This is a genomic window from Prauserella salsuginis (genome assembly GCF_024648885.1).
Lineage (GTDB): Bacteria > Actinomycetota > Actinomycetes > Mycobacteriales > Pseudonocardiaceae > Prauserella > Prauserella salsuginis.
The window spans coordinates 489821-508288 of the sequence record NZ_JANBBF010000011.1; the positions used below are offsets into that span (position 1 = coordinate 489821).

General features: G+C 71.3%; 20 protein-coding genes. 14 read left to right on the top strand and 6 right to left on the bottom strand.

All coding sequences use genetic code 11. From position 1 onward, the window contains the following. Positions 1 to 103 precede the first annotated feature (103 nt). The 4 genes from ctaD (at position 104) to LY40_RS17145 (ending at position 4694) form a co-directional block, all read left to right on the top strand. Positions 104 to 1888: an aa3-type cytochrome oxidase subunit I gene (gene ctaD, locus LY40_RS17130; RefSeq protein ID WP_183778326.1), complete on the top strand. Its 1785-nt coding sequence runs from the start codon at positions 104 to 106 to the stop codon at positions 1886 to 1888. A 2-nt stretch (positions 1889 to 1890) separates the two neighbouring features. Further along, positions 1891 to 3120 (top strand): phosphoserine phosphatase SerB, encoded by a 1230-nt coding sequence (gene serB, locus LY40_RS17135; RefSeq protein WP_183784779.1) that lies wholly within the window; start codon positions 1891 to 1893, stop codon positions 3118 to 3120. Then, positions 3117 to 3878, top strand: a complete 762-nt coding sequence (locus LY40_RS17140; protein ID WP_258937426.1) for an aminoacyl-tRNA hydrolase — start codon at positions 3117 to 3119, stop codon at positions 3876 to 3878. The genes serB and LY40_RS17140 overlap by 4 nt, the downstream gene beginning before the upstream one ends. Positions 3879 to 4064: 186 nt before the next feature. After that, the gene (locus LY40_RS17145) at positions 4065 to 4694 is read left to right on the top strand and encodes a class I SAM-dependent methyltransferase (protein WP_258937427.1); all 630 of its coding nucleotides are present in this window, start codon (positions 4065 to 4067) and stop codon (positions 4692 to 4694) included. Positions 4695 to 4703: 9 nt separating this feature from the next. Here the strand turns inward: LY40_RS17145 and LY40_RS17150 are convergent, their stop codons facing one another. Together LY40_RS17150 and LY40_RS17155 are read right to left on the bottom strand one after the other, a co-directional pair. After that, the gene (locus tag LY40_RS17150; protein ID WP_258937428.1) at positions 4704 to 5051 is read right to left on the bottom strand and encodes a hypothetical protein; all 348 of its coding nucleotides are present in this window, start codon (positions 5049 to 5051) and stop codon (positions 4704 to 4706) included. Between the two features lie 29 nt (positions 5052 to 5080). After that, positions 5081 to 7183 carry an ATP-dependent DNA helicase gene (locus tag LY40_RS17155; RefSeq protein WP_372497687.1) on the bottom strand — a complete coding sequence of 701 codons (2103 nt, stop codon included), beginning with the start codon at positions 7181 to 7183 and terminating at the stop codon, positions 5081 to 5083. A 179-nt stretch (positions 7184 to 7362) separates the two neighbouring features. Here LY40_RS17155 and LY40_RS17160 point away from each other — a divergent pair, with 179 nt between their 5' ends. Next, positions 7363 to 8181 (top strand): hypothetical protein, encoded by an 819-nt coding sequence (locus LY40_RS17160; RefSeq protein ID WP_183778317.1) that lies wholly within the window; start codon positions 7363 to 7365, stop codon positions 8179 to 8181. On the opposite strand, the gene LY40_RS17165 is transcribed toward LY40_RS17160, so the two are convergent. Genes LY40_RS17165 through LY40_RS17175 form a run of 3 tightly spaced genes read right to left on the bottom strand, consistent with a single transcriptional unit; the run spans position 8169 to position 10998 of the window. Then, complete coding sequence (locus LY40_RS17165; RefSeq protein WP_183778315.1) at positions 8169 to 9122, bottom strand: sugar kinase; 954 nt, start codon at positions 9120 to 9122, stop codon at positions 8169 to 8171. The genes LY40_RS17160 and LY40_RS17165 overlap by 13 nt on opposite strands. Continuing rightward, positions 9119 to 9691: a nicotinamidase gene (locus LY40_RS17170; RefSeq protein ID WP_183778313.1), complete on the bottom strand. Its 573-nt coding sequence runs from the start codon at positions 9689 to 9691 to the stop codon at positions 9119 to 9121. Before LY40_RS17170 ends, LY40_RS17165 begins: the two co-directional genes overlap by 4 nt. Before the next feature lie 17 nt (positions 9692 to 9708). Next, entirely contained in the window at positions 9709 to 10998 is a 1290-nt protein-coding gene (locus LY40_RS17175) for a nicotinate phosphoribosyltransferase (protein ID WP_183778311.1), read from the bottom strand. A 237-nt stretch (positions 10999 to 11235) separates the two neighbouring features. On the opposite strand from LY40_RS17175, the gene clpS reads away from it, so the two are divergent. The 6 genes from clpS (at position 11236) to LY40_RS17205 (ending at position 15144) form a co-directional block, all read left to right on the top strand. Continuing rightward, positions 11236 to 11520: an ATP-dependent Clp protease adapter ClpS gene (clpS, locus tag LY40_RS17180; RefSeq protein WP_183655273.1), complete on the top strand. Its 285-nt coding sequence runs from the start codon at positions 11236 to 11238 to the stop codon at positions 11518 to 11520. Then, positions 11517 to 12074: a DUF2017 domain-containing protein gene (locus LY40_RS17185; RefSeq protein ID WP_183778309.1), complete on the top strand. Its 558-nt coding sequence runs from the start codon at positions 11517 to 11519 to the stop codon at positions 12072 to 12074. Before clpS ends, LY40_RS17185 begins: the two co-directional genes overlap by 4 nt. A gap of 25 nt (positions 12075 to 12099) precedes the next feature. Beyond that, the gene (locus LY40_RS17190; RefSeq protein ID WP_183778307.1) at positions 12100 to 13131 is read left to right on the top strand and encodes a P1 family peptidase; all 1032 of its coding nucleotides are present in this window, start codon (positions 12100 to 12102) and stop codon (positions 13129 to 13131) included. Between the two features lie 176 nt (positions 13132 to 13307). Continuing rightward, complete coding sequence (locus LY40_RS17195) at positions 13308 to 13820, top strand: M67 family metallopeptidase (protein ID WP_308216672.1); 513 nt, start codon at positions 13308 to 13310, stop codon at positions 13818 to 13820. Between the two features lie 92 nt (positions 13821 to 13912). Further along, a complete protein-coding gene (locus tag LY40_RS17200; protein ID WP_183778305.1) occupies positions 13913 to 14191 on the top strand; it encodes a MoaD/ThiS family protein in 279 nt (92 codons plus the stop codon). Positions 14192 to 14193: 2 nt separating this feature from the next. After that, positions 14194 to 15144, top strand: coding sequence for a PLP-dependent cysteine synthase family protein (locus LY40_RS17205; RefSeq protein ID WP_183778303.1), 951 nt, complete (start codon positions 14194 to 14196; stop codon positions 15142 to 15144). An 89-nt stretch (positions 15145 to 15233) separates the two neighbouring features. Here LY40_RS17205 and LY40_RS17210 read toward each other — a convergent pair whose 3' ends face one another. After that, complete coding sequence (locus tag LY40_RS17210; protein WP_258937429.1) at positions 15234 to 15860, bottom strand: nucleoside/nucleotide kinase family protein; 627 nt, start codon at positions 15858 to 15860, stop codon at positions 15234 to 15236. A gap of 246 nt (positions 15861 to 16106) precedes the next feature. Between LY40_RS17210 and LY40_RS17215 the strand changes: the two genes are divergently transcribed. The 3 genes from LY40_RS17215 (at position 16107) to LY40_RS17225 (ending at position 18433) form a co-directional block, all read left to right on the top strand. Continuing rightward, a complete protein-coding gene (locus LY40_RS17215) occupies positions 16107 to 16772 on the top strand; it encodes a rhomboid family intramembrane serine protease (RefSeq protein ID WP_183784773.1) in 666 nt (221 codons plus the stop codon). 10 nt (positions 16773 to 16782) lie between these two features. Next, on the top strand, positions 16783 to 17565 hold the full coding sequence (gene murI / locus LY40_RS17220; RefSeq protein ID WP_183778299.1) for a glutamate racemase: 783 nt from the start codon (positions 16783 to 16785) through the stop codon (positions 17563 to 17565). Between the two features lie 97 nt (positions 17566 to 17662). Beyond that, complete coding sequence (locus tag LY40_RS17225) at positions 17663 to 18433, top strand: MBL fold metallo-hydrolase (protein ID WP_258937430.1); 771 nt, start codon at positions 17663 to 17665, stop codon at positions 18431 to 18433. Positions 18434 to 18468 lie beyond the last annotated feature (35 nt).

The window sequence follows — 18468 nt, forward strand, 5'->3', positions numbered from 1 at the left end:
GCGGGAACCATCGAAACTCGCGACGGCTACGATCTGTCGTAGCCAACGTGGGTCCCCGCCCGTGGCGCAGCAAGGATCGGGGTTCGAAGTGCAGGAGGCAGGAGTGACGGCCGTAGCCCCCCAGCCGATCGCGAAGCGCCCATACCCGGCGCAGAAGTCGGCAAAGGGTTCGTACCTGCTGAGTATGTTCCGGACGACGGATCACAAGCAGATCGGCATCATGTACATCGTCACCTGCTTCGCCTTCTTCATGATCGGCGGAGCGATGGCGATGCTGATCCGTACCGAGCTTGCTCAGCCGGGTCAGCAGTTCCTGTCTCAGGAGCAGTACAACCAGCTGTTCACCATGCACGGCACGGTGATGCTGCTGTTCTACGCGACGCCGATCGTGTTCGGCTTCGCGAACTTCATCCTGCCGCTGCAGATCGGCTCGCCCGACGTCGCGTTCCCGCGGCTGAACGCCTTCTCGTACTGGCTGTTCACGTTCGGCGGTCTGATCGCGCTCGCGGGCTTCATGACCCCGGGCGGCGCCGCCGACTTCGGCTGGTTCGCCTACACCCCGCTGTCCGACGCGATCCACTCGCCGGGCGTGGGTGCCGACCTCTGGATCTCCGGCCTGGTCGTCAGTGGTCTGGGCACGATCCTCGGTGCGGTCAACATGATCACCACGGTCGTCTGCCTGCGTGCCCCGGGCATGACGATGTGGCGGATGCCGATCTTCACCTGGAACATCCTGGTCACCAGCATCCTGGTGCTGATCGCGTTCCCGATCCTGACCGCCGCGCTGATGGGCCTGCTGGCCGACCGCGCGATCGGTGCGCACGTGTTCGACCCCGCCAACGGCGGTGTGATCCTGTGGCAGCACCTGTTCTGGTTCTTCGGCCACCCCGAGGTGTACATCGTCGCGCTGCCGTTCTTCGGCATCGTCTCCGAGATCTTCCCGGTGTTCAGCCGTAAGCCGATCTTCGGCTACAAGGGCCTCGTGCTGGCGACCCTGGCGATCGCCGCCCTGTCGGTGGCCGTGTGGGCGCACCACATGTACGCGACGGGTTCGGTGCTGCTGCCGTTCTTCGCCTTCATGACCTTCCTGATCGCGGTGCCGACCGGTGTGAAGTTCTTCAACTGGATCGGCACGATGTGGAAGGGCCGCATCACGTTCGAGTCGCCGATGCTGTTCTCCGTCGGCTTCCTCGTCACGTTCCTCTTCGGCGGTCTGACCGGTGTCCTGCTGGCGGCGCCCGCCATCGACTTCCACGTGTCGGACAGCTACTTCGTCGTCGCGCACTTCCACTATGTGCTCTACGGCACCATCGTGTTCGCCACATTCGCCGGCATCTACTTCTGGTTCCCGAAGATGACCGGCCGGATGATGGACGAGAAGCTGGCCAAGCTGCACTTCTGGCTGACGTTCCTCGGCTTCCACGGCACGTTCCTCGTCCAGCACTGGCTGGGTGCCGAGGGCATGCCGCGCCGGTACGCCGACTATCTCGCCTCGGACGGCTTCACCACACTCAACTCGATCTCTACGATCGGTGCCTACGTGCTCGGTGCCTCGACGCTGCCGTTCATCTGGAACGTCTTCAAGAGCTACCGGTTCGGTGAGCTCGTCGATGTGGACGACCCGTGGGGCTACGGCAACTCGCTGGAGTGGGCGACGTCCTGCCCGCCGCCGCGGCACAACTTCACCGAGCTGCCGCGGATCCGTTCCGAGCGGCCGGCGTTCGAGCTGCACTACCCGCACATGATCGAGCGGCTCCACTCCGAGGGCCACATCTCGTTCACCGGCAGGCAGATCGACAACCCGCATGCCAAGGAGGCGCCGTCCCAGGTCGCCACCAGGACGGTCATGCCGGGCGACCACGATAAGGACAACGCGAGCGAACAGTGAGTATTACCAGCACCCCAGTCCTGATCACCGCGACCGGACCGGACAAGCCGGGCGTATCGTCCGTCCTGTTCGCCGCTCTCACCGCACACGGCGTCGAAGTCCACGACGTCGAGCAGGTGGTCATCCGCGGACGATTGGTACTGGGGGTGCTGGTCGCTGTCGACAGCGATCCGGAAGCCCTCCAGGAAGCCGTCGAACAGGCCATGGCGACGGTCGCGATGTCGGTCGACGTCAAGATCGGTGACGAGATCGGCACCGAGCCGTTCGCGCAAGGCAGGCAGGATTCGACACACGTCCTGACGCTGCTCGGCCGCCCGCTCACGGCGCAGTCGATCTACGCGGTCGCGGGCAAGCTCGCCTCCGTCCACGCCAACATCGACGCCATCCGGAGCATCGCCGACTACCCGGTGACGGGCCTCGAGGTCGAGCTGTCGGTCGAGAAGGACACCCCGGAGGCGGACGCCGAGCTGCGCTCGATCCTCGCCGACTTCGCCAACCGCGGCGGGCTGGACGTGTCCATCCAGCGCTCCGGGCTGTCGCGGCGGGCGAAGCGGCTCGTCGTGTTCGACGTCGACTCCACCCTCATCCAGGGCGAGGTCATCGAGATGCTCGCCGCGCACGTCGGGGTCGAGCCGCAGGTGCGGGAGATCACCGAGGCCGCGATGCGCGGTGAGATCAACTTCACCGAGTCGCTCGAACGTCGTGTGGCCCTGCTCGAAGGGCTGCCGGAGACGGCGATGGACGAGGTGGCCGACGCGATCGAGCTCACCCCGGGTGCCCGCACCACGATCCGCACGCTCAAGCGCCTCGGTTTCCAGTGCGGCGTCGTGTCCGGCGGTTTCATGCGGATCATCGACCGTCTCGTGGACGACCTGGGGCTGGACTTCGCTGCGGCGAACGAGCTCGAGGTCGTCGACGGCAAGCTCACCGGCCGGGTCGTCGGCGAGATCGTCGACCGTCCGGGCAAGGCGAAGGCGCTGAACCGGTTCGCCGACGAGTTCGGCATCCCCGTCCAGCAGTGCGTCGCCGTCGGTGACGGTGCGAACGACATCGACATGCTGTCCGCCGCGGGCATGGGGATCGCGTTCAACGCCAAGCCCGCGCTGCGTGAGGTCGCCGACGCAGCACTGTCGTACCCGTACCTGGACGCGATCCTGTTCATGCTCGGCGTGACGCGCACCGAGGTCGAGGCCGCCGACGCGGCCGACGGCCTCGCGCTCGCTCGGCCGTGACCGGGCTGCTCGCCCCACTCGCGGCGCGCTACGCGTCCTGGCTCGACCTGCCCGCGGCCGACACGGCCGTCGTCGAGACCGACCCCGCCGAGGTGCGGGCCATGCCGGTGATCCTCCGCATGGAGAAGGCGTCCCCTCCCGCGCGCACGCCGCTGCTGGAGGCGGCGGCGTGCGCCGCGCTGGCCGTGTGCCTCGACGAGCGGTGCGCACCCGGTGGCCCGTGGCACGAACCGATGCGCGACTGGCTGGCCGGCCACATCCGCAAGGTCTCGCGCCGGGCCAGGGGCGCGCACTGGGACGCGGTGCAGCAGTTGCCCGGCATCACGACCGACGTCGACGGCGCACAGGTACGAGCGCTGCTGCCCGGACGCGTCACGGGCGTGCCCAAGGAAGTCTCGCGGCTGCAGGTGTCCGGCACGGACCTGCCCGCCGACGAACCCGGCCCTGCGCCCGACGACCGCCCGCTGCTGCTGTTGAACCCGGACGTTCCGATGACCGCCGGCAAGGCGGCCGCCCAGGTCGGGCACGCCACGATGCTGTTGGCTGCCGTGCTCGGCGACGCGGAACGCGAACGCTGGCGGGACGGCGGCTTCCGCTGTGCCGTTCGCACAGCCACGCCGGCCCAGTGGGCCGAACTCGCCCCGGGGGATCCGGCCGAGACGTGGCGGGACCGCGGCGTGATCGCCGTGCGCGATGCGGGCTTCACCGAGATCGCCCCGGGCACGATCACCGTGCTCGCCACCCGGCGAGGTCTCTGACCCGACACCCACCTTTCGGGATCAACCCCGCCCGCCCAGCCTCCGGGGCCGCGTCGCTCGACGCCGGGCGTCTCCGGCCGGCCGCTGGCCGACGCGTCCGTCACGGCCCTGTTGCCGGTTCGGCAACGGAACTCGCCGTGGTGGCAGCCGCCGTGGCAGGGTGCGAACCGGAGGTGATCGGCGGCGATGGACGGGACGTTCGACCGCGACTTCTGGGAGCGGCGCTGGGATCAGGTGGTGCGGGAACATCCGGATGCGATCGCGCGTCGCCCGCCCAACGCGCACCTGCTCGCCGAGGCAGGCGACCTGCGCCCTGGGGCCGCGCTGGACGCGGGCTGCGGCCACGGCGGCGAGGCCGTGTGGCTGGCGTCGACAGGATGGCGGGTCACGGCCGTCGACTTCTCGCCGACTGCGCTCGACGCAGGTCGGGCGATGGCGGCCGGGTTGGGCGCCGACGTCGCGGAGCGGATCAACTGGGAGGAAGCCGACCTCGGGACGTGGAGCCCGCCGCCGGGCCGGTACGACCTCGTGACGAGCCTGTACGTGCACATCGACGGTTCGGTGGGCGAGTTCGTCACGCGGCTCGCCGGCGGCGTCGCGCCCGGCGGCACCCTGCTGCTGGTCGGCCACCGCCCGGTGGATCCGGAGACCGGTGCCGACACCCCGGCGGCCGGACAGGTCCAGGTGTCGGTCGACGAGACGACCGCCGCGCTCGACGCTCTCGGCGGCTGGCGTATCGAGGTGGCCGAGCAGCGCAGGCGCGCGGCCGAGGGCAGCGGCGTCGACGCCGTCGTCCGTGCCCTCGCGCCAGGGTGACGGGACGGCTCAGGCCGAGTTCTCGCCCGCTTTCCACACGACGTAAGCCTGGTCGGCGTCGGTGGTCATCGCCTCGACGAAGGTCTCGTGGTCGAACCCGGGCAGCGTCTGCAACCGCTCGATGAGCGCATCCGCGGCCGGGTCACCGCTCGGCACGGCGGTGCCGGTGCCGTCGGCCGCCGCGAGCATCAGGAAGACGTCCTCGTCCGACAGTCCCTCGGGGATCACACGGACGACCACGGCTGCGAGGTCGTCCCAGTCGACCCGCTCCTCGGAGCCGTCGGCGAGCTGCCGCCGGACACCGGTGTCGTCGACACTGACGGCGCGGGAATGGGCGGTGGAGGAATCGGGGGACACGAACTCTCCCTTGGGCTCGGGGGTGGCGTTCACCGTAACGCGGTGGACGTGCTGGACCTTCCCGGGGCGGCGGCGTCGAGCCGCGTGAGCGCGTCACGCGCAACGGCGGGATCCTGCGTTGGCCAGAACGGCGGAATCGAGGCGCGCAGAAAGCCGCCGTAGCGCGCGGTCGCGAGCCGCGAGTCGAGCACGGCGACGACGCCGCGGTCGTTGGACGACCGGTGCAGCCGGCCCGCGCCCTGGGCGAGCAGCAGCGCCGCGTGCGTGGCCGCGACCGTGAGGAATCCGTTGCCGCCCTTGGCCTCGATCGCGCGCTGCCTGGCCGAGGCCACCGGGTCGTCGGGCCGGGGGAACGGCAGTCGGTCGACGATCACCAGCTGCAGCGACGGCCCTGGCACGTCGACGCCCTGCCACAGCGACAACGTCCCGAGCAGGCACGTCCGCGGCTCCTCGGCGAACTGCGCCACGAGGGTCGACGTCGAGTCGTCGCCCTGGCACAGGATCTCGTAAGGGAGGCGTTCGCGGAGCTCCTCCGCGGCCCGTTTGGCGGCGCGCATCGACGAGAACAAGCCCAGCGTCCGCCCGCCCGCGGCCTCGACGAGCGCGGCGATCTCGTCGAGCGTGGCGTCGCCGAGGCCGTCGCGGCCCGGCGGCGGGAGGTGCTTGGCGACGTACAGGATGCCGTTGCGGCCGTAGTCGAACGGCGAACCGACGTCCAGTCCGCTCCACCGGAGGCCGTCGTCGGCATCGTCGGCAGGGGCGGGCTTGTCGGTGGCGGTGCCGTCGTCGACGGGTACGGGCGTCGGTTCCGGGGGCAGCCCCCACTGGCGGGCGAGCGTGTCGAACCGGCCGCCGAGCGCGAGGGTCGCCGACGTCAGCACGGTCGTCGAGCGGGCGAACACGCGCTCGCGCAGCAGTCCTCCCACGGCAAGCGGTGCGACGTGCAGCGACGGCGGCCGCGGCGACGAGGAGTACGTGTCGTTGGAGATCCACACGACGTCGGGCCGGTTCGCCTGGTCGGCGTCGAACGCGTCGACCAGCCGCACGGCGGTGTCGTGGATCTCCTCGACGGCCGACCGTGCCAGTTTGCGCGCCGTGGCCTCCTCGACGTCCTCCTTCCTCTCGCTGCCCAGTGCCGTCAGGCACGCGTGCGCGGCGTCGCGCACCACGGTGACCGCGCCGCCCAGCGCCTGCGGCAGCGTGTCGAGCCGTCCCGCGGGCAGGTCGTCGAGCACGAGTGCCAGGCCCTCGCCGGCTTCGAGGAGCCGGTCGGAGGTGTCGGCGTCGATGATGCGGCCGCAGCGCCGCGTGGCCGCCGAGACGGCCGACGCGGTCAGCTCGGCCGTGGCCGCCGACGTGACCCGGTCGACCAGCTCGTGTGCCTCGTCGATGACGACGAGGTCGTGTTCGGGCAGCACCCGCTGCTCCTGGAGCGCGTCGATGGCCAGCAGCGCGTGGTTGGTCACGACGACGTCGACCCGCCCCGCGTCGGCGCGCGCCTTCTCGGCGAAGCAGTCGTCGCCGACGGGGCAGCGCGCGGCCCCGAGGCATTCGCGGGCACTCACCGACACCTGCCGCCACGCCTGCTCCGACACCCCGGGCACGAGCTCGGTGCGGTCGCCGGTCTCGGTCTCCGAGGACCACTCGTGCAGCCGTTTCACCTCGCGGCCGATGCGCGAGACGGTGAACGCGTCGAACAGGCCGCTGTCCTCGGGTTCCTCGGGGGCGCCGGAATGCACGCGGTGCATGCACAGGTAGTTGCGCCTGCCCTTGAGGATCGCGAACGTCGGTTCACGCCCGAGTGGCTTCTTCAGTGCTTTCGCCAGCCGCGGGAGGTCACGGTCGACGAGCTGGTTCTGCAACGCGATCGTCGCCGTCGACACGACGACCGTGGTGTGCTGTTCGACGGCGTACCTGATCGCGGGCACGAGGTAGGCCAGCGACTTGCCCGTGCCGGTGCCCGCCTGCACGGCGAGGTGTTCGCCGGTGCGGATCGCCCGCGCGACGGCCTCGGCCATGCGCACCTGTCCGTCGCGCTCGGTGCCGCCGACCGCTTCGACGGCGTCGGTGAGCAGCTCACGGACGCCGGGCAGCGCGCGGGTCTTCTGCAGGGTGCTGATCTCGGCGGGCACGGAGCGCAACCTTACCGATGGAGACCGACGGTCGGCGCGACCGATGCTGTCGGGCACGCGCTGTCGGGAACGACCGCGCGGTCACACGGCCGGGTGGTCTGGGCCGGGCCGGGTCAGGCTCGGGTGTGCGGCTGCCGATGTCGGGGATGCGCCAGTCACGATTCGGGAGGACGTCACACATGACACGCATGCGCACCGCACGCCGGGCCGGTCGACTGTCGGCGGTGGGGCTCGCCTCACTGGCGCTGACCGCTGCGCTCGCAGTCCCCGCCCAGGCCGACCGCGGCGGCGCCGCGCACACCGGATCCCAGTCCGGCGAGGGCGCGGCCACTGAAACCCAGGGCCTGAAGGCCGGAAGCGCCGCGACAGGGGAGGCCGACACCGGCGATGCCGCGACGCAGGCGGTTACGGCTCACGACGACTGGGCGCCGACGGCCACCGGCACGGTCGGCATGGTCGACGTGGTGCAGGACGGCACCGACGTGCGCGTCGGCCCGATCGCGGCATGCCACGTCGACGGGGAGGCCTCCGGCAGCACGCCGGGCCTCACGGTCGGTGAGGACGGCGAACTGGCCGCCTACGGCCGGGGTGAGACGTCCTGCGAGCGCTCCGAGGGTCGGGCGCAGGCTGAGGTGTCGGGGAATCGGTTCGCCACGTCCGTGCTGGAGCAGTACGGCGGCCCGAAGATCCGCGTGCGCTCCTACTCGGCGTCCTGCCACACGACCGACAACGGCAGCGCCTCGTCGATGTGGCTCTCCGGGGTGACCGGGTTCTCCGTTCCCGAGGAGATCCCGCCGAACCACGAGGTGCTGATCCCCGGCGAGACCGAGAACGACCCGCCGATGGCGCGCATCGTGCTCAACGAGTTCACCGCACCCGAGCCGCCGGACGGCAGCCTGGCCATGTCGGCGATGCGGATCGAGCTGTTCCCCGAAGGCGGCCCGGTCACCGGCGACATCCGCGTCGGCTCGTCCCGCTGCGCCCCCTACGGCGACTGACGCGCGAGCCGGTGCTGGCGCGGCAGGTCCACCAGATCGCCGCGTTCCGGCAGGCTGTCGGCGCCGCCGGGCACGGTCATCGCGGCCGCCCGGCACGCCGCGGCGGTCCGGACGCGCCGGTCGGCGGGTTCGCCTGCCAGCAGGTCGGCGAGATACCCCGCGACGAACGCCTCGTCCGCGGCATCGGGATCGACCTCGTGCACGGGGTAGGACGGCACGTCGTAGCGGGCGCCCGCGATCTCGGCGACCGCGCCGCGCGGGCCCTGCATCACGATCACGTCGTCCGGGCCGAGTGCGGCCAGGTCCGCGACCAGGGAGTCGGCGTCACCGTCGAACCCGAGCAGCCTGGCCTCGTCGGTGCGGGCGAACACGATGTCGGCGTGGGAGACGAGGTCCAGCAGCGTGTCGCGGGCGTCCTCGGGATGCCACAGCGCGGGCCGGTGGTCGAGTGACAGCGACACGGGCACACCCGCCTCGCCCGCGATCTCGGCCGCGGCGAACGTGGCGTCGTCGGCCGTCTCCGACAACGCCGCCGTTGCGCCCGACAGGTGCAGCACGCCCGCGCCGGCGATGAGGTCCTCGCGCAGGTCCTCCGGCGCGATGCGGGTGCCCGCACTGCCGGTTCGGTAGAAGGCCGACCGGTTGGCATCACGGGAGCGGAAATCCCGCAGTACCAGCCCGGTGGGCGAATGTGCGTCCGTGACGGCCGCGGACGTGTCGACGCCTTCCTCGCGCAACCGGGTCAGCACGAGCGCACCGGGCTCGTCGGCGCCGATCCGGCCCGCCCACGCCGCGCGGGCACCGAGCCGGGACACGCCCACGGCCACGGTCGCCTCGGTGCCGGCGATGCCGACGTCGACGGATGTCGCGTGCCGGAGTTTGCCCGTCGAGGTGCGGAAGGACGCCAGCGCCTCGCCGAACGTCACCAGGCCTGGGCTCACGCGCCGACCCGGGGAGTGCCGACGATCTCGACATCGGCGTCGACGAAGTCGGTCAGCGCCCGTTCGGTCGTCTCCACCGCGACGCCCGCGGTCAGATCCGCCAGCACGCGTACCGGGAACCCGGCGCCCGCGGCGTCGAGCGCCGTGGCGCGGACGCAGTGGTCCGTCGCGATGCCCACGACGTCGATGGCCGTGACCCCTCGCGAGCGCAACCAGTGCTCGAGCGTCTCACCGGTGTCGGTGGCCGACTCGAATCCCGAGTAGCCGTCGCTGTACTGGCCTTTCGAGAACACGGCTTGGATCGGGCCGACGTCGAGCGCGGGGTGGAAGCTCGCACCGGGCGTGCCCGCCTCGCAGTGCCGGGGCCAGGAGGTCACGAAATCCGGCTCGTCACTGAAATGCGCGCCCGGGTCGATGTGGAAGTCGCGGGTGGCCGCGACGCAGTCGTACTCGCCGCGGCGCAGCAGTTCCGACACGGCGCCTGCGACGGCCGTGCCGCCCGCGACGGCGAGCGCACCGCCCTCGCAGAAGTCGTTCTGTACGTCCACGACGATCAACGCGGTACTCATGATCGCCTCCCGCCTTCTCAGATGAATGTCGTCGGAATGGCAGGCTCGCCGCCGGAGAGCTTGAGACCTTCCCACGGCAGGCTCACCATGCCGCGGCGCAGTCGGGTGCGCGCGTCTTCCAGTGTGGGCAGTCCACCAGCGGGTTTGCCGGCCCGCATCAGCGGGATCGGCACGACCCGGTCGTGCTCACCGAGCTCGGGTGGCGTATCCGCAGGGTGCACCACCTCTTCCAGTGCCGTGCCGGTCGCCTTGTGCCTGCGCACTGCCGACTTCCGGCCTCCACGGGAAGCCTTGTCCTCGCTGCGCTTGGCGACCGGGCGCCCGTCCACATCGACGAGTTTGTACACCATTCCGGCGGTCGGCGCGCCCGATCCGGTCACAACGGACGTACCGACACCGTAGGCGTCGACCGGTTCGGCACGCAGCGCGGCGATCGCGTGCTCGTCCAGATCGCCGGACACCATGATCCGCGTGTCCTTGGCTCCGAGGTCGTCGAGCTGCTCGCGGGCCTTGCGCGCGAGCACGCCCACGTCGCCGGAGTCGATGCGGATCGCACCGAGTTCCGGCCCCGCCACGCGCACGGCCGTGTCGATCCCCGTGGTGATGTCGTAGGTGTCGACGAGCAGCGTCGTGTCCGGTCCGGCCTTGGCGACCTGCGAACGGAACGCGGCCTCCTCGCTGTCGTGCAGCAGGATGTACGCGTGCGCCGTGGTGCCGCGCGTGGGGATGCCGTAGCGCCTGCCCGCCTCGAGGTTCGACGTCGTCGCGAAGCCCGCCAGGTACGCGGCCCTCGCGGCCGCGACGGCGGCCAGCTCGTGGGTTCGGCGTCCGCCCATCTCGATGATCGGCCTGCCCGACGCGGCGGCCGACATGCGCGCGGCCGCCGACGCGATCGCCGAGTCGTGGTTGAGAATGGACAGGATCAGTGTTTCCAGCACGACCGCCTCGGCGAAACTGCCGCGCACCGTGAGCAGCGGCGAACCGGGGAAGTACAGCTCGCCCTCTGGGTAGCCGTCGACGTCGCCCGAGAAGCGGTAGTCCGCCAGCCACGACAGCGTCGCCGAGTCGACCACGGCGGTCTCCTCGAGCTGCGTCAGCTCGGCGTCGGTGAACCGGAAGTCCGCGATCGCGTCGAGCACCCGGCCCGTGCCCGCCACGACGCCGTACCGCCTGCCGCCGGGAAGCCTGCGTGCGAAGACCTCGAACACGCACTCGCGGTCGGCGGATCCGTCGGCCAGTGCGCTGCCGAGCATGGTCAGTTCGTAGTGGTCGGTCAGCAGTGCCGTGCTGGGGCCGATCTGTTCCATGCGGAAGAACCTATCCGCGAGCGGGTGGGCCGCACAGTCGTGGGTGCCGGCCGCGGGCAGGCCGTCCCTCGTCGGCGTGTCGACGAGGGACGGTGGCCGGGCTGGGAGAGATGCCCCGAAGGGCACCTTGTGGCATTCAACGCCCCGAAGGTGCCCTTCGGGGCAGCAGACACGGGTGACAAGGGACTTGCGGGGTTCCGGGCAGGGCGTTAGAGGGGGCGTGCCAACATGGAGGACATGACGACGCCGGTCGAGGCCGAACAGACACTCGGCGAGGACACCAGCGCCGGGGACCAGCCGTGGCAGACGATCGTGTGGAACGACCCGGTCAACTTGATGTCGTACGTGACGTACGTCTTCCAGAAGCTGTTCGGGTACAGCCGCGACCATGCCACGAAACTGATGCTCGACGTCCACCACAAGGGTCGGGCGATCGTCACGTCGGGCAGCAAGGAGAAGGTCGAGGGCGACGTCGCGAAACTGCACGCGGCGGGCCTGTGGGCCACGATGGAGCAGACGTGAAGGGTTGGCGGCGCAAGGGCGGCCGTGTGCTCGGCGGATTCGAGCAACAGGAGGCGGCCGTGCTGCGGGGCCTGGTCAGCCAGGTCGACGACATGCTCCGCGCTCGCGCGGAGGAGGCGCCGCAGGACGAACTGGCGGAGCTGACCGGCATCAAGACCGGCCCGTCGGAGGGCCCGGACGACCCCGTGCTCGGGCGGCTCCTGCCTGACTTCCACAAGCTCGACCCCGATCAGCCCGCGCAGGAGGACATCGACTCGGCGTCGGCGCTGCGTTCCTTGCACGAGCCGCAGGTGCTCGACGCCAAGCTCGGTGTGGCCGCCGAACTGCTGAACACGCTCCCTCCCGAGGGCGGCAACATCAAGCTCACCTACGAGCAGGCCGACGCCTGGGTGTCGGCCCTCAACGACGTCCGCCTGGCCCTGGGCACGGCGCTCGACGTGAACGACGACATGCCCGAGGAGCTGCCGGAGGACGATCCGCGTTCCTCGCATCTGGGCATCTACCACTGGCTGACCTGGGTACAGGAAAGCCTGGTGCAGGCGCTCACCGAGTAGGGCGACGAGGGAGCAGGAGGCCGCGATGCCGGGTGAGTTCAACGCGATCACGGACGTGCCCGGCGTGCTCGTCGGCCATCACCACCGTCTCGGGCGCGGCTGGGCGACGGGGGCGACCGCGGTGCTCGTGCCGGGACAGGCCGTCGGCGCGGTCGACCAGCGGGGCGGCGCGCCGGGCACCCGCGAGACCGACCTGCTGGCACCCGAGAACCTGGTGCAGCGGGTCGACGCGATCTGCCTTTCCGGCGGCAGCGCCTACGGACTCGCCGCCGCCGACGGTGTCGTCCGCTGGCTCGGTGAGCGGCAGCGCGGCTTCCCCGTGGGCACCCGCCCGTTCGAGGTGGTGCCGATCGTGCCCGCCGCCGTCGTGTTCGACCTGCCCCGGAGCGACTGGGGCAACCGCCCCGACGCGACCTTCGGTTACGCGGCGTGCGAGGCGGCCACGGCGGGGCCGGTCGCGCAGGGCACGGTCGGTGCCGGGACGGGCGCGCAGGTCGGGTCGCTGAAGGGCGGCGTCGGTACCGCGAGCGAGCGGGTCGGGGAGTTCACGGTCGGTGTGCTGGCCGTGGTCAACGCCGCCGGCGAGGCGGTGCGCACGGGCACCGGCGAGCCGCTGGCCGCCGACCACGCGGAGCCGGGCGAGTTCGGCGTCGCGCGGTGGCCGCGCCGCGCCGTCGACCTCGGCGGACGGGCCGAGCGCAAGGACCTCAACACCACCATCGGCGTGGTCGCCACCGACGCGGAGCTGTCGAAGGCCGAGGCGCGCAGGCTCGCCGTCGCCGCGCAGGACGGGCTTGCCCGTGCGGTGCGGCCCGCGCACACGATGTACGACGGCGACACGGTGTTCGCGCTCGCCACGGGCGCGCGGCCGTTGACCGAGCGGGCAGGCAGGCTCGGCGGAGAGCACGAGGCACGCCGCGCCGCGGCATTGGACGGGCTGTGCTCGGCGGCCGCCCGGGTGTTCACCCGGGCCATGATCCACGGTGTGCTGCACGCCACCTCCGCCGCCGGGTTGCAGGCCTACCGCGATCTCTGGCCCGAGGCTTTCGAGGACTGACGGCCACCGCACGTGGCGGTGCGGGCTGTGGTGCACGCGGCGGCACGGGCGGGCCGAGACGGCTCGGCGGCCGGGGAGTGCTGGTCAGGCATGGTTCGGCAGCCCGGGGGAGGGATGGGCCACAGCAGCCGTCTCACACTGTGAACACGCTTTGTTCAGCCAGTAAGATAGGGGACGTGCTTCGGATCCGCCGTGACCATGTCGACGCGATCGTCGCCCACGCCCGTCGCGATCACCCCGACGAGGCCTGTGGGGTCATCGCGGGACCCGACGATGGCAGCGACACCCCAGAGCGCTACATCCCCATGGTCAACGCGGCGCGCTCGCCGACGTTCTACGAATTCGACTCGGGCGACCTGCTGAAGCTGTACCGCGAGATGGCCGCGAACGACGAGACACCCGTCGTGATCTACCACTCGCACACCGCCACCGAGGCCTACCCTTCGCGGACCGACATCTCGTTCGCCTCGGAACCCTTCGCGCACTACGTGCTCGTGTCGACCCGGGAGGACGACGTCGCGGACTTCCGGTCGTACCGGATCGTCGAGGGCGAGGTCACCGAGGAGCCGGTGCAGATCGTCGGGGAGGCAGGCGCCGAGAGCCCGTCGATCCGGCTCAACCCGGACGTCACGCCCGTCGAGTCGTACATGTTCGCCAACACCGGCAGCGACGACGTCCCCGACGCCTGATCGCTCCCCGGCGTAGCCCGGGTCACACGCGGAATTTTCCCGCGTGCTCAAACGTCTGTCCTCATCGACAAGCCATTCTGCGGAGGTAACCCATGGCCGTGACCGTGTCCATCCCGACGATCCTGCGTACGCACACCGACGGCGAGAAGTCCGTCGAGGCGTCCGGCAAGACTGTCGCCCAGGTGATCGACGACATCGAGTCGCGTCACGGCGGCCTGAAGGACCGTCTGGTCAAGGACGAGAAACTGCACCGGTTCGTCAACGTCTACGTCAACGACGAGGACGTCCGGTTCGTCGGAGGCCTCGAGGCCGAGGTCACCGACGGGGACACCGTGACGATCCTGCCCGCCGTCGCCGGCGGTATGCGCTGATCATGGCCCGCTACGAGTCCTTGATCGACACGCTGGGTGGCACGCCGCTCGTCGGTTTGCCGCGTCTGTCGCCGTCGGACGACGTCCGGCTGTGGGCAAAGCTCGAAGACCGTAACCCGACCGGGTCGATCAAGGACCGTCCGGCGCTCAAGATGATCGAGGAGGCCGAGAAGGACGGTTCGCTCCGGCCCGGCGCCACGATCCTCGAGCCCACGTCGGGCAACACCGGCATCTCGCTGGCCATGGCCGCCAAGCTGAAGGGCTACGGTCTGGTCTGCGTCATGCCGGAGAACACGTCCGCCGAGCGCAAGCAGCTGTTGCAGGCCTACGGCGCGCGGATCATCTTCTCCGAGGCCGCGGGCGGGTCGAACGAGGCCGTCCGCAAGGCCAAGGAGCTCGCGAAGCTCAACTCGGACTGGGTGATGCTGTACCAGTACGGCAACCCGGCCAACATCGCCGCCCACTACGAGGGCACCGGCCCTGAGCTGCTGGCGGACCTGCCGACGATCACGCACTTCGTCGGCGGCCTCGGCACCACGGGCACGCTCGTCGGTGTCGGGCGGTACATGCAGGAGGCCAAGCCCGAGGTCCAGATCGTCGCCGCCGAACCGCGGTACGGCGAGCTGGTCTACGGCCTGCGCAACCTCGACGACGGTTTCGTCCCCGAGCTGTACGACCCGGACGTGCTGAGCGGCAGGTACTCCGTCGGCGCGTACGACGCGCTGCGGCGCACCCGCCAGCTGCTCGAACAGGAGGGCATCTTCGCGGGCATCTCGACCGGTGCCGTGTTGCACGCGGCGCTGGGCATGGCCGAGAAGGCGATCGCCAGGGGCCAGTCGGCCGACATCGCGTTCGTCGTGGCCGACGCGGGCTGGAAGTACCTGTCGACCGGTGCCTACGCCGGTTCGCTCGACGAGGCCGCCGAACGTCTCGACGGCCAGCTCTGGGCGTAGCGACGGTCGCGCACGGTCCTGTTTCGACACGACTGCGGTCCCGCCGGGTTTCCGGTGGGACCGCAGTCGTTTTCAGTCGCCGACGGCCGTCAGTCCTTGACGGCCGGGTTCCGCGGGCGGTCCATGCGCACGACGACGTCCGCGGTGTCGGTGGGGGAGACCTCGCGTTCGTACCGTTCGTAGGCCGGCAGCGCCCAGCGGCCGTCTGCGGGTGTGTTGCGGTTCAGCGCCGCCGGTGACAGCCACAGGTGGACGGAGAGGTCGAAGTCCAGTCCCCGGCCGAGCAGCAGTTCCCCGTCGACGAGCACGACCGCACCGCGGGACAGCGTCGCGCGCGGCAGCCGGTAGGCCCGGTCGGCCTCGGCGTCCCACAGTGCCGGCAGGACCTCGCCCGTGCCGCCGGGCCGCAGTGGGTCGAGCACCTCGCGGCGCAGTGCTCCCACGTCGAGCCAGTCCTCGTACCGCGTGTCGGGGTCGTGGCGGCCGCGTTCGAACCGCAGCGATGCCGGTCGCAGGAAGTCCCACGCGGACACGCGCAGCACCTCGCGTCCCGCGATACGCAGCGGGTCGACGAGTGCGTCGGCGAGCTCGGCCGGGTCGGTGGCGCCCGCCGCCCCGTCGAACGCGACGACCGGGTTTCGGTCGGCGGGCCAGGACCCGATCCGTTCGGCGAGTTCGGTCACGAGGCGATCGAACGAGATGGGCCGGAAACGCACGCCGGCGATCGTACGGACCAGGGCGCCGGCAGGTGTCGTCATGGCTGCGGTCGCCAGGTCGTGGAGGGCGGAGGGCGGGAGCAACACGGGCGCCGAATGCGGAACACGCGTGTCCGGGCGCAGAACACGCGGTGCCGGGTGCAGGACACGCGGTGCCGAGTGCAGAACACGCGCGGTCGGGGGTGGATTTCAGGGTCATCACCGAGGCCCGGCAGGGGTGCGGAGCCGTAATCTGGACCCGTGAGTATGCAGCCCGTTCCCACGCCCGGTGCCGGTGAGGCCAAGCAGGCGCGCCCGCCCGTCAAGCGGATCCTGCCGCCGAAACCCCTCGCGGCCGGCATCGTCGCGGCGGCCTTCACCGTCGTGCTGTACGTGATCGAGCTGATCGACGTCATCCTGCCCGCGAGTCTCGACGACGGCGGCATCGTCGCGCGGTCGCTCGGCGGGCTCGACGGCATCGCGTGGGCCCCGCTGCTGCACGACGGCTGGGGGCATCTGCTGGCCAACACCGTGCCGGTGCTGGTCTTCGCGTTCCTCGCGATGGCGGGCGGCATCGGCCAGTGGGTGATGGTGACGGCGACGATCTGGCTGGTCGGCGGCGTCGGCGTGTGGCTGACTGCTCCGCCCGGCGTGATCACTGTCGGCGCGTCGGGACTCGCGTTCGGCTGGCTCGCGTTCCTGCTGGTGCGGGGCGTGTTCAACCGGAGCGTCGCGCAGCTCGCCGTCGCGGCGGTGCTGCTGGCGATCTGGGGCGGCATGCTGTGGGGCGTGTTGCCCGGCCAGGCCGGCATCTCCTGGCAGGGCCACCTGTTCGGCGCCCTCGGCGGCGTGCTGGCCGCCTGGCTGGGCGCGAAGGCGGACCGGGCGGCGAGCCGGAAGACGGCGGGCGGCGTCGGTCCGGCGGCGGGATAACCTTCAGTACGTGAGCGCCCCGATCGGAATCTTCGACTCCGGCGTCGGCGGGCTGACCGTCGCCCGCGCCATCGCCGACCAGTTGCCCGCCGAGAGCCTGCGCTACGTCGGGGACACCGCGCACGCCCCGTACGGCCCGCTGCCCATCGCGCGCGCCCGTGAACTGGCGCTGCAGGCCCTGGACGGGCTCGTCGACGACGGGGTGAAGGCGCTGGTGATCGCCTGCAACACGGCTTCGTCGGCCTGTCTGCGGGACGCCCGCGAGCGCTACGACATCCCGGTCGTCGAGGTCGTGCTGCCGGCGGTGCGCCGCGCGGTCGCCACGACCCGCAACGGCCGCGTCGGCATGATCGGCACCGAGGGGACCGTCCGGTCACGCGCCTACGACGACGCGTTCGCCGCCGCCCACGACGTGCGGCTGACCAGCGTGGCCTGCCCGCGGTTCGTCGACTTCGTCGAGCGGGGCGTCACGTCGGGACGGCAGGTGCTCGGGCTGGCGCAGGGGTATCTCGAACCGCTCGCGCGCGACGGCGTCGACACGCTGATCCTCGGCTGCACGCACTATCCGTTGCTGACGGGCGTGCTGCAGCTGGCGATGGGTCCGGAGGTCACGCTCGTGTCCAGCGCCGAGGAGACGGCCAAGGACGTCGTGCGCGTGCTCACCGAACGCGACCTGCTGGCCGAGTCGGGGCAGGAGCCCCGGCACGTCTTCCACGCCACCGGCGATCAGGAACGGTTCACCCGGCTGGCCGGCCGGTTCATGGGGTTCGGCCCCGCGCTGACGGTCGCCTGAACGGGGCGCGGCGCGCCCGTGCCGGCCGCCACCCGCGGCGTGCTCGCCGCCACGTAGTGCAGGCATCCGGCGATCCGGCTGTGGCAAGGTACGACCCGTGCGACTCTCGATCCTCGGTTGCTCGGGCAGCATTCCCGGGCCGAACAGCGCGGCATCCGGCTACGTCGTCGAGGCCGACGGTTTCGTGCTCGGTCTCGAACTGGGCAACGGCACCCTGGCGCAGCTGCAGGCCGTGCGGGATCCGTTCGACCTGGACGCACTGGTGCTGTCGCACCTGCACCCGGACCACTGCGCCGACGTGAGCGCACTGACGGTGCTGCGCCGCTACCACCCCGCGCCGCCGTACGACCCGGCACAGCGCCGCCTCCCGGTGCACGCGCCCGCGCAGGCGCCCGTGCGGCTGGCCAACGCGTTCGCCGCCGACGAGGACGAGCGCAGCGACGCGGACCTGTCGGACGTCTACGACTTCCACTCCCTGGAGGACGGCACGCGGAATCTCGGCCCGTTCGAGGTGGTGACCGTGCCGATGCACCATCCGACGCCCGCGTTCGGCGTCCGGTTGTCCCATGGTGGGCGCACGCTCGCCTACACGGGCGACACGGGGCCGTGCGACGAACTGGACACGCTCGCGGACGGTGCCGACGTGCTGCTGGCGGAGGCGTCGTGGACCGACGCGCCGGATCGGCCGGCAGGGGTGCACCTGTCCGGCAGGCAGGCGGGCGAGCTGGCCGCGCGCGCCGGGGCCGGCAGGTTGCTGCTCACCCACATCGCACCGTGGACCGACGCCGCCGCCGTGCTCGCCGAGGCGCGGGCGGCGTTCGGCGGTGAGGTCGACGTGGTGACCCAGGGTGAGGTCTACGAGGTCTAGCGCGGGCCGCGGATCTCAACCGGGGCGGCCCGTCG